Raw genomic sequence first — 11,494 nt, forward strand, 5'->3', positions numbered from 1 at the left:
GTATTTTTATTAAAATCCGTTTCGATTATGCATGAAATATAAGTTTTAGATGAAATATTATCTTTCTATGGAATAAAAATAGATGAGAAGGATGATAAAAATGTTCATGGAAATCGGTAATTTTTTAAATAAACGGTTAAGCGAACTGGGTATCAAGCATATTTTTGGTGTGCCAGGTGATTTCAACCTATCTTATCTGGAACAAATTGAAGCTGACTCGAAAATTGAATTCATTGGTAACTGTAATGAACTTAACGCAGCATATGCTGCTGATGGTTATGCGCGTATTAATGGTTTCTCTGCATTGGCCACCACTTACGGTGTTGGTGACCTGAGCGCCATTAATGGAATTGCGGGGGCCTATACAGAGAATGTACCCCTAATCCATATTTCAGGCATTCCACCACTGCATGCTGTTACTCAGGGTGCTTTAATACATCATACCTTGGTTGATGGTAATTATGACAATATTATGAACTGCATGCGTGAGTTTACGGTAGCCCAGACCCGTCTGACACCTGCTAATGCTGCTTCAGAAATTGACCGGGTACTGCGCCAGTGCGCGCTAGAACGCCGTCCAGTACATATTCAGCTGCCTTCCGATATTACCCATGTGAAGATTCAGATAGATGATCAACCGCTGTGTCTGGAACGTCCGGTAAGTGATCCTGAAATACTTGAACAGGCAGTAGACGAATTATTTAAATGCTTATCTCAAGCAAAAAAACCTGCTCTACTAATTGATAATGAAGCCGATATTTTTAATGTCACAACATTATTAGCTGAACTTTCTGCCAAAACAGGTATCTCTTATGCCTGTCTTCCCACAGCTAAAAATATTATGGATGAATCATCGCCACATTATGCAGGTGTGTATGTTGGTGCGGCCAGTCAACTATCTGTAAGAAATCTGATCGAATGTTCAGACTGCCTGATTGGAATCGGAGCCAGATTTACCGATATTGGTACGGGTATGTTTTCACATAAAATCAATAAAGACAGCTATATTGAAATTAAACGGTATGAAGTCAATACTGCACGTAAAAACTTCCCGGGAATTGAAATTGGCGAATTGCTGACAGCACTGAATCTACGGGTCACAGCTAAAAAGTCACTTAAACCTACACTTGAGACGCCAGCCACTGAGCGAATTCAGGTATCAGAACACCAGAAGCTGTCGCATGAAATCCTTTGGAAATATATTGGTAATTTCTTTAAAGCAGATGATGTAATTCTGGGTGAAGTGGGAACATCAAATACAGCATTATCTGGGCTACGTTTACCGGTAACTGCCAAGTATATCTGCCAGCCTATATGGGGCTCAATCGGTTATACCTTACCTGCATTACTCGGCAGTTTACTCGCTGCACCAAAACGTCGGCAAATTTTATTTATTGGCGATGGTTCATTGCAACTTACAGTGCAGGAGCTTTCTACGATTATCCGTTATGGTCTCAAACCCATTATTTTTGTACTCAACAATGGGGGTTATACGATTGAACGATTAATTCTGGGTGAAAATGCCAGCTATAACGATATTCAGAACTGGAAATATACTGAATTGGTACAGGTGTTCAATGGTAAAGAAAAATATCAGACTTGTATGGTCGAGACCGCTGGCCAACTAAAAAATGCGTTAGATCAGGTAGAGGCATATGATGGTTTAAGCCTGATTGAACTTAAATTACCGGCAATGGATGCTCCGGTGAGCCTGCTTAAATTTGCTGATGTCGTAGCGCGTTATGACTATGGTAATTTCGGCTACCAAAAACTTAAAACAGAACAGCACTATGTAGAATGTAAAAATGCAATATCTTTCTAATTTCTTAAAAATCAATCGGTTATTTTTTTATAAATTATTTTAATCTGACCTTAAGGAGCACTGGTTTTTACTTGGTGCTCCTGACTTAATTTCTCTAAACAATGATAAAGGGTGTAAAGGATATTACGCCTTCAATGGAGATAAAACTGTGGACACAAATCAAAATACATTGAAGAAAGGTCTCTCTAACCGGCATATACAGCTGATTGCACTAGGAGGCGCTATTGGAACCGGATTATTTCTGGGAATTTCACAAACCATTAAACTTGCTGGCCCTTCAGTTTTACTGGGGTATGCAATTGCAGGCATCATCGCTTTCCTCATTATGCGTCAACTGGGAGAAATGGTAGTAGAGGAACCTGTAAGCGGTTCATTTAGTTATTTTGCCAATAAATATTGGGGCCGTATGGCAGGTTTCATGTCTGGGTGGAATTACTGGGTTTTATATGTACTGGTAAGCATGGCTGAATTGAGTGCTATTGGAACATTTATACAGTTCTGGTGGCCTGAAATACCCACCTGGATTACTGCAATGGGGTTTTTTATACTGATTAATGGCATTAACTTTATTAATGTCCGTTTTTTTGGAGAAACAGAATTTTTATTTTCCTGCATTAAAATTATTGCCATCTTGAGCATGATTGGTTTTGGTGCCTATTTATTGTTTTCAGGTACCGCTGGGCCAGAAGCCGGAATAGCCAATTTATGGCAGCACGGCGGATTTTTCCCAAATGGTATTTCTGGCCTGGTAATGGCTATGGCAGCTATTATGTTTGCATTTGGTGGACTAGAGCTAATTGGAATTGCAGCCGCAGAAACACGAAATCCTGAGAAAAATATTCCAAAAGCTACGAACCAGATTGTTTACCGTATCTTGATTTTTTATATTGGCGCAATCGGTATTCTGTTGAGTTTATATCCCTGGAATCAGGTGGCACAAGGGGGGAGCCCATTTGTACTAATTTTCCAGTCTTTAAATAATCATGGTGTAGCCAATGTCTTGAATCTGGTCGTACTGATCGCAGCAGTTTCAGTTTATAACAGTTGTATTTATTGTAATAGTCGTATGCTGCACGGACTGGCAGAGCAGGGCAATGCACCGCAGTTTCTAAAAAAAGTGAATCGCCGTGGAATTCCAGTCGCAGCCTTGGCTGTATCCGGTTCGATTACTGCACTTTGTGTAGTCATTAACTATATTATTCCAGAAAAAGCGTTTGGTTTTCTTATGATGCTGGTGGTTGCTGCATTAGTAATTAACTGGCTTATGATTTCAGTCACTCATTTGAAGTTTATAAAAGTGATGAAGCAGCAACACAGACTGACTGCATTTAAAGCTATTGCCAGTCCTTGGACAAATTATTTAACGATTGCTTTTATGTTTTTCATTTTAACGATCATGAGCCTGACAGCAGATATGCGCTCAGCCGTTATTTTGGCACCTATATGGCTCAGTGCACTGGCTATTATGTATTTTGTCTATTATCGCAAAAGAAATGTTGTATTGACTGGTGGAATCCAGCCCAATCCTTAAAAATAATTATTTAAGTATTTTGTTTTCTATATAAAGAGAGATCGAATGATCTCTTTTTATTAATTTAAGAGGAGGTTTGAAAATTGGAGTAAGCTCCGATTTTAAAGTGGATTTTATATTTTTATGTTAGAACTATAAATTAATGAACAATAAATATTTTAAGATAAATCTATAAACCAATAGTCCAGTTTTTAGATTTCAGGTATTCAACACTTTCCTTTAAAATTTTTTTAACTGAGCCTATTAGAATACTTCAAACCATAAATTTCTATTTATATGGCTTGGGAAAATATACAAATGCTCTGCTTTATCGCACTCCCATAACAGGGAACTTATTGATGAAATTCTTATTAGGCTTAAATATCTGTTAGCTAGTACACTATTTAAGTAATGAGCTATATCACCTCTTCTAAATATAGAAAGCTTAATTCTAACTTTTATAGATTAGTCCCACTGAAATTTTTTAAGATAGTTCAGAATCTGTAGAGATCTATTACAGTGAAAAACTACCTTAATAAAAGTGATACAGAATTAATTCTTGTTTATGAGACGTAGGGATTAAATTTTTGACCCAATCTTTTTAATATAATTTTAAATGCTTAATCTTGTTATTTAAAAAAAATTAAAATAAAAAATCTAATATAATTATATAGTTAATTTAATGCATGAAATGCTGTAGATGAGATCATGAAAGTGTCATAAAGGTGTAACTTATTTGTCATATTTTAAACTCAAAATGCACTTATCCAAAATGTACTAACACTGTAAACAAGTGGAGTACGGAAAAATTGCAAAATTAAGAGAGAAGAGAATGCACTTAAATCCACGTCATGTTGGCATCATTTTAGCAGTTACTGGGGCAGCTGCAGCAACAACCGCGAATGCGGCTCGCGATACCATTCAGATTGCCGGTTCTTCAACCGTCCTTCCATATGCGAGTATTGTTGCTGAAGAGTTTGGTAATACTTTTCCACAATTTAAAACACCAGTTGTAGGTTCTGGTGGCACTTCGGGCGGACTAAAACAGTTCTGTCAGGGTGTAGGCGACAATACAATTGATATTGCAAATGCATCACGTGAAATTAAAGATACTGAACTTGCTAGCTGTAAAAAAGCTGGTGTAAACAAAGTTCAGGAAATCAAGATCGGTTATGACGGTATTGTATTTGCATCAAATGCCAACAAGGCAGCCTTCAAGTTAAAGCCTTACCATGTATATGCGGCACTGGCAGAAAAACTGCCTTCTAAAGGTAAACTGGTTGCTAACCCGTATACTCGCTGGAACCAGATTGACAAGACCTTGCCAAATGAACCGATTACTTTAGTTATTCCAGCATCTAACCACGGTACACGTGAAGTGTTCCAGGAAAAAATGGTTGATCTGGGCTGTAAAGCATATGAGTACAACAAGAATCTAGATAAAGATACTCAAAAAACTGTATGTTCGACTTTCCGTAAAGATGGTCGTGTCATTGAAATCTCAGGTGACTATACTGAAACACTCAGCCGTCTGAAAACAAATCCGAGCGCAGTTGGTGTATTTGGTCTAGGTTTTTATGACCAGAACCGTGACCGCCTGCGTGTAGCAACAGTAAATAATGTAACACCGTCTGAAGCAACTATCCTTTCTGGTAAGTACCCTGTTTCCCGTCCACTGTTCTTCTATGTAAAAGGTGAGCACCTGAAATCAGTCAAAGGACTTGAGCAGTATGTAGAATACTTCCTGAATAAAAAGGTTTCAGGTAAAGGTTCTAAACTTGAAAAGGCTGGCTTGATTTCACTGTCTGACTCAGAACGTGCCAAAGTACTGGCAAATTTTAAAGCAGGTAAAACTGTTCAGTAAGGTGGACTTATTCAAGACTGATGGCAGGGAAGACCTGCCATCAGCTTTCGCATAAATAAGATTTTTTCATGCGGTCATGTGAAAGAATTGTGGAGAATACATGAATCTGCTGCTCATTGGAGTGTTACTGGCGCTGATTGCAATTGCTTATCAGGTTGGGCTCACCAAAAGCCGTAAACTGGCAGGTAAAGAGAATAATTCTGCCAGTCTGCATTCGCGTCCGGGCTATTATGGCGCACTGGTTGCATTATGGTGTGGTATACCGGCTTTTATAATTTTAATTGTGTGGAATCTGGTTGAGCCAAATATTCTAAAGCATATTATCCTCAATAATATACCGGCAGCGACTGTAGCGGCACTGGACCCTGCTGGACTGGATGTTATCGTTGAGCGAATCAGGGCAATTGCATCAGGTTTTGGGGTAAGTGATCAACCAGCAGCTTATGAAGTTGCAGCGGCAGAGCAGTTAGCCAAATTCCAGATGATTGGTAACTTTGCCAAAATGGCTGTGGTTATTGCTGTAGCGCTAGGTGGTCTGGTCTGGGCAAAAAAACATGTAAGTCAGCAGTACCGAGCACGTAATCAGGTCGAAAAAGCCATTAATATTGGCCTGATTTTATGTTCAGGAGTTGCTATTCTGACCACGATTGGCATTGTACTTTCGATGTTTAGTGAAGCAATGCGCTTTTTCCAGTTCGTCAGTCCTCTGGAATTCTTTTTTGGAACAGAGTGGAATCCGGGCTTTAGTACATCAGGTGGCGCAGAAGGCAGTTATGGTTTGTTGCCACTGATCTGGGGCACACTCATGGTCAGTGCTATCGCTTTGCTGGTAGCTGTCCCAATTGGACTGTTAATTGCGATTTATCTGGCTGAATATGCATCTCCAGGTTTACGTTCCTGGGCGAAGCCCACTATTGAGATTCTGGCGGGTATTCCGACGATTGTTTATGGTGTCTTTGCTTTAATGGTCATTGGCCCGTTCTTTAAGATGCTGGGAGATACGGTTGGCCTGCATATCAATGCAACCAGTGCACTGACTGCCGGTTTTGTGATGGGAATTATGATTATTCCTTTTGTTTCTTCACTGTCAGATGACATTATTACTCAGGTGCCGCGTTCACTACGGGACGGTTCACTGGGACTTGGAGCGACCAAGTCTGAAACCATTCGGCAGGTGGTACTTCCAGCAGCTTTACCCGGAATTATTGGTGCCTTTTTGCTAGCTGCTTCACGTGCCATTGGCGAGACCATGATCGTGGTGCTGGCTGCGGGTAACAGTCCAATCCTGCACGGTAACCCACTAGAAGCTGTCTCTACAGTAACAGTTACTATCGTTAACCAACTTACTGGTGACACTGATTTCGCCAGTCCACAGGCACTGGTGGCGTTTGCCTTGGGCTTAACCCTGTTTGTAATTACTTTGGGTCTTAACATTGTTGCACTTTACATTGTGCGTAAATACCGCGAGCAATACGAATGAGTACATCCAATACTTCTCCGCTGGGCCAAAAAGATATATTCGATGCTCAAGCTGCTGCCGATTTGCGCGCAAAACGTAAAGACAGAATTGCCAAATCACTCAGTAAGCGTCATCGTAAAGAGAAAATCTTCCGTATTGCTGGCTTTAGTGCAGTAATGGCCGGGCTATTCTTTGTGGCTTTACTTTTTGGCAGTATTCTGATTAAAGGTTTGCCCGCGTTCTGGCAAGCTGGTATGTCGGTACCTGTATATTTTGACCCTAATATTATTGACGCCGGACCACGTCCAGTTCAAAAAGCAGGCGAAAGTCCAGCCCAGTTCCAGGAGCGTTACATTGCCTGGCAAACAAAGATGGGTATGGTAGATTGGGATGCCTTGATCGTAAATGGTATTATTTCTAAAGCACCTGCACTGGCGCCACAGCGTGATGAGCTAGGGGAGATTTATACCAGCTCGGAATCTTACCGATTACGCGATATGGTATTTGAAAATCCCGCTTTAATTGGTAAAACTCAAGATATCAAGATTTTGGCTGATGCCAATGTGGATGTCTGGGTGCGTGGCCAGATTGACCGTGATCTTCCGGATGAGCAGCAGCAGTTAAGTCCAGAAGTACGCAAGCTTGCAGATGAAATGGAAGCACAAGGTGTATTGACCACTTCATTTAATACTCAAATCTTTACGAATCCCGATTCGCGTAGTTCTCCTGCAACGTCAGGACTGGCTGGCGCTTTTATGGGTTCGCTGTTTATGATGCTGATTGTCATCTTTATCTCGATTCCAATCGGTGTGGCAAGTGCGATTTATCTGGAAGAATTTGCGCCAAAAAATTATATTACCGATATTATTGAAGTAAATATCAATAACCTGGCCGCTGTACCTTCAATTGTATTTGGTTTACTAGGTGCTGCGATCTTTATTGGCTGGATGCATCTGCCATTATCGGCACCGTTAGTGGGTGGTCTGGTACTGAGTTTGATGACATTGCCTACGGTTATTATCACAACACGGGCCTCGTTAAAAGCTGTACCTCCCTCAATTCGTCAAGCTGCATTAGGTTTGGGTGCATCCCGTGTACAAACTATTTTTCATCATGTGTTACCTCTTGCATTACCAGGAATTTTAACCGGTGCAATTATTGGGGTAGCGCAGGCACTAGGCGAAACAGCTCCTCTATTATTGATTGGTATGAGTGCCTTTGTGGCCAGTGTGCCAACCTCCCCATTAGATCAATCCACGGCTTTACCTGTACAGATTTTTCTGTGGCAGGGCAATGAATTACGTAACTTTTTTGAAGGGCGTACAGCAGCCGCCATTATTGTACTGCTGGCACTCATGATTGGCCTAAACAGCTTGGCCATCTGGTTACGTAAGAAATTTGAAGTACGCTGGTAATTGAGGACAAGATATGAATACTAATGTTATGAATGCTTACAAGCAGGAACCATCCGTGAATTCAGAACCAACCCAAATACCTGTCACCGGATCAGGCAAGACATCTGCAACTTCGTTTGTATCCCAGTTCGATACATCTGCAGCGTCTAAAAAAGAAACAGCACACAAAGTCAAAATCTGCACTGATGATGTCCATGTTTATTATGGCGAAACAGAAGCGATCAAAGGAATTGACCTTGAAATTTATGAAAATGAAGTGATTGCATTCATTGGACCATCAGGCTGTGGTAAATCAACATTTTTGCGTACTTTGAACCGCATGAACGATACTATTGACAGCTGCCGGGTTACAGGAAAAGTAACACTGGATCAGCAAGATATATATGATCCAAATCTGGATGTCGTATTACTGCGTGCACAGGTCGGAATGGTGTTCCAGAAGCCGAATCCGTTTCCAAAATCGATTTTTGATAATGTTGCTTATGGGCCTAAACTGCACGGTCTGGCACGTGACAAATACGACCTTGAAGAAATTGTCGAAAACAGCCTACGTAAGGCTGGACTTTGGGATGAGGTCAAAGACCGTTTGAATCAGCCTGGTACAGGACTTTCAGGTGGACAGCAACAGCGCTTATGTATTGCCCGTACTATTGCGGTAAGTCCAGAAGTGATATTAATGGATGAGCCATGTTCTGCACTTGACCCGATTGCGACTGCAAAGGTAGAGGAACTGATTTCGGAGCTTTCGAATCAGTATACTATTGCGATTGTAACTCACTCGATGCAGCAGGCAGCGCGTGTATCTGACCGGACAGCTTATTTCCATTTAGGTGATCTGATTGAGGTCAACTCTACAGAAAAGGTTTTTACACAGCCTGATCATCAATTGACTGAAGCTTATATTACAGGACGCTTCGGCTAATTATTTAACCTGAGATTTTAAAAAAACAGAGTCTTGATACTCTGTTTTTTTGTTATGATGCGAGATATAAAAATTTCATGCTAAAAAAATAATGCAATTGACGCCGGAAGAACGAGAATACGCAAAAATTTCGAAACATGCTTTAAAAGACTTATTCCAGGTTCTGTTTGGCACCAAATATATAGATCAATATTTTGCTATGCTGATGGTAGGATTGAGTATAGCTCTTGCAACTTTAATACCCCATCATGGCTTGTTTGCAACATCTCAAAGTCCGGGAATGACCAATTATCATCGCTGGTTATACGACATCTTTGTAGTTGTATCGAGTCTAATCGGCTTTGTACTTTATTTTTGGTTAAAACGACAAAAAAGTAATATTAAGGTTGGCCAAAAATGGCGAGCTTATATTAAGGCAAATTCTGATTTTAAAATGTATCGTTATTGCATTGCTCAACTTAAAGGTAAAGAACCTTTTATGCATACCCCTTTTAAAGAATATTGCTTTATTCTTCTGTTCCTGGCCTTATTTATTCTGATGTACTCACTGCTTACCCCTTTTGAAAATGGCCGACGTGGTAACTTCTGGATTCAAACTTGGTGGCCAGTAAATGCCTTCATTATAGGTGTATTATATTCAGGATTATTTTGGATATATTTCCGTTTATTCGCCATCAAAGCAATCATGAATCAATATGCTTTATTGATCAGACAAGAACGAGCAAATAACAAACATAATAAGGCTATTGAAAAATGCCAGTAGTGACCTAATCTAAAGATACAAACCGAATTAAACTGAGAATAGATTTTTTATGTTATTTCATACGCCAAAGTTACCCGCAGAGATTCGTATTAGCCATCTTAATGCGCGTGTCAATGAACAACGAAAAAAAATTGCGCAGACAACAGCGTCTAAACTCGAATTATTGCAACTTGCTCAACAACTGGCAAAAGAAGGGCGGGCACGTAAAAAAAATAACCAGAAAATTTATGTCATCGATTTTAAAGGCGACGTACAAGCTTCAGCTGTTGAAAATCTGCGTGAAGAAATCACCTTGATTCTGGCAACGGCTAAAGCAGGAAAAGACCGTGTAGTGGTGCGTCTGGAAAGTCCGGGTGGAATGGTACATGGTTATGGACTCGCAGCAGCACAGCTGGTGCGTTTACGTGATGCAGGATTTCACTTAACTATCTGTGTAGACAAGGTTGCTGCCAGCGGTGGTTATATGATGGCCTGTATTGCAAATGAAATTATTACCGCACCATTTGCTGTTGTTGGTTCAATTGGTGTTGTGGCTCAGGTACCAAATTTTAACCGTTTATTAAAAGAACATAATGTCGATTTTGAGCTTTATACTGCAGGCGAATATAAGCGTACTGTTACTATGTTCGGCGAAAATACGCCAGAAGGTAAAGCCAAATTTGAGCAGGAACTGCAACAGACCCATGCTTTGTTTAAGCATTTTGTAGAAAAATACCGCCCAAAACTAAATGTTGAGAAAGTAGCAACAGGTGAGCATTGGTATGGTCAGGATGCTCTAGATTTAAATTTAGTAGATGAGCTGAAAACTTCAGATGAGTATTTACTGAGTGCTCTACCACAGCATGATGTGTATGTTATTTCAACTCGCCGTAAACCAACCTTAGGCGAAAAACTGGGTCTTCAGGCCGCGCAAATGGCAGATGCACTGGTGCCAGCAGTACTAAATAAAGTAATGGATACCTTGGCTAAAGCCAGTTCCAATCTGGTACAGATGCGTGATCCAGAACTTTAAGATTATCGTGAAGTCGGATTAAAAAAGCTCACTAAAGTGAGCTTTTTTAATAGGAAATTATATTGATGTAAAAACAGGACAATTATACAGAGAAATTATTTAGCATGCTCACGATGGAAATGGGATTTAAAAGCTTCCCATTTAGCTTGACGTCTTGCTTTATGCTCAGCTTTCTTCTGTTCTTTCAAAGTCAAGTTTGCAATACGTTGAGTTTCTTGCCAGGTTTCAATACTGGCTTCAATTTCTGCCTGTACATCTTCATAATCCCAGCGATAAATTGTTGCTCCGGTTTTTTCAAAAAGCGCATCAATAAAATCTTCAGACTCTTCATGAATATCAATGAGTATACCCACAGTGCCGAGGGGCAATGCTTGGCTAATTCTAGCCAGTACAGCTAAATCATCTTGTTCACGATTAATATCATAGGTTCCACCAATTAATGCACCTGTGGTAAAACCTAAAAGTAAGCCAAGTGGGCCACCCAATATTCCAATTAAAGAACCCAGTAGGCTGCCACTTAAAATCCCATTATTTTGTTTGGGATCTATTTGTTCTTCAATTTTAAAACTACCATTTTCTTGGCGTTTTAAAAGCGTAACTTCATTAATATCCTTAATACGGGAGTCTTTAAATTTACTAAAATTTTCAAAGGCCTGTGCTGATTCATTCCAAGTAACTAAAATAATATTATGTGCCATTTCTTCACCAGTATTAATTATAATGTGTA

9 protein-coding genes are annotated in these 11,494 nt (G+C 40.0%); 8 read left to right on the forward strand and 1 reads right to left on the reverse strand.

Annotated features, from left to right (window positions below; genetic code table 11):
• Positions 1-100 precede the first annotated feature (100 nt).
• The 8 genes from J502_RS03370 to sohB all read left to right on the forward strand — a co-directional run bounded on the left by J502_RS03370 (position 101) and on the right by sohB (position 10,767).
• Positions 101-1,822, forward strand: coding sequence for an alpha-keto acid decarboxylase family protein (locus J502_RS03370; protein ID WP_034683128.1), 1,722 nt, complete (start codon positions 101-103; stop codon positions 1,820-1,822).
• A 148-nt stretch (positions 1,823-1,970) separates the two neighbouring features.
• Positions 1,971-3,353 carry an amino acid permease gene (locus J502_RS03375; RefSeq protein ID WP_034683131.1) on the forward strand — a complete coding sequence of 461 codons (1,383 nt, stop codon included), beginning with the start codon at positions 1,971-1,973 and terminating at the stop codon, positions 3,351-3,353.
• 811 nt (positions 3,354-4,164) lie between these two features.
• On the forward strand, positions 4,165-5,196 hold the full coding sequence (locus tag J502_RS03380; protein WP_005015050.1) for a substrate-binding domain-containing protein: 1,032 nt from the start codon (positions 4,165-4,167) through the stop codon (positions 5,194-5,196).
• Positions 5,197-5,296: 100 nt separating this feature from the next.
• The gene (gene pstC / locus J502_RS03385) at positions 5,297-6,676 is read left to right on the forward strand and encodes a phosphate ABC transporter permease subunit PstC (RefSeq protein WP_005015049.1); all 1,380 of its coding nucleotides are present in this window, start codon (positions 5,297-5,299) and stop codon (positions 6,674-6,676) included.
• Entirely contained in the window at positions 6,673-8,070 is a 1,398-nt protein-coding gene (pstA, locus tag J502_RS03390; RefSeq protein ID WP_034683133.1) for a phosphate ABC transporter permease PstA, read from the forward strand. The genes pstC and pstA overlap by 4 nt, the downstream gene beginning before the upstream one ends.
• Positions 8,071-8,083: 13 nt before the next feature.
• The gene (pstB, locus tag J502_RS03395) at positions 8,084-8,992 is read left to right on the forward strand and encodes a phosphate ABC transporter ATP-binding protein PstB (RefSeq protein ID WP_005015045.1); all 909 of its coding nucleotides are present in this window, start codon (positions 8,084-8,086) and stop codon (positions 8,990-8,992) included.
• Positions 8,993-9,083: 91 nt separating this feature from the next.
• Positions 9,084-9,755 (forward strand): hypothetical protein, encoded by a 672-nt coding sequence (locus J502_RS03400; protein ID WP_005015044.1) that lies wholly within the window; start codon positions 9,084-9,086, stop codon positions 9,753-9,755.
• Between the two features lie 49 nt (positions 9,756-9,804).
• Positions 9,805-10,767: a protease SohB gene (gene sohB / locus J502_RS03405; protein ID WP_005025322.1), complete on the forward strand. Its 963-nt coding sequence runs from the start codon at positions 9,805-9,807 to the stop codon at positions 10,765-10,767.
• Between the two features lie 95 nt (positions 10,768-10,862).
• Here sohB and J502_RS03410 read toward each other — a convergent pair.
• Positions 10,863-11,494: DUF1269 domain-containing protein (locus J502_RS03410; protein ID WP_249301495.1), on the reverse strand; the 632-nt coding region annotated here is incomplete at its 5' end.

This window comes from Acinetobacter sp. 1294596 (genome assembly GCF_000582925.1).
GTDB lineage: Bacteria > Pseudomonadota > Gammaproteobacteria > Pseudomonadales > Moraxellaceae > Acinetobacter > Acinetobacter radioresistens.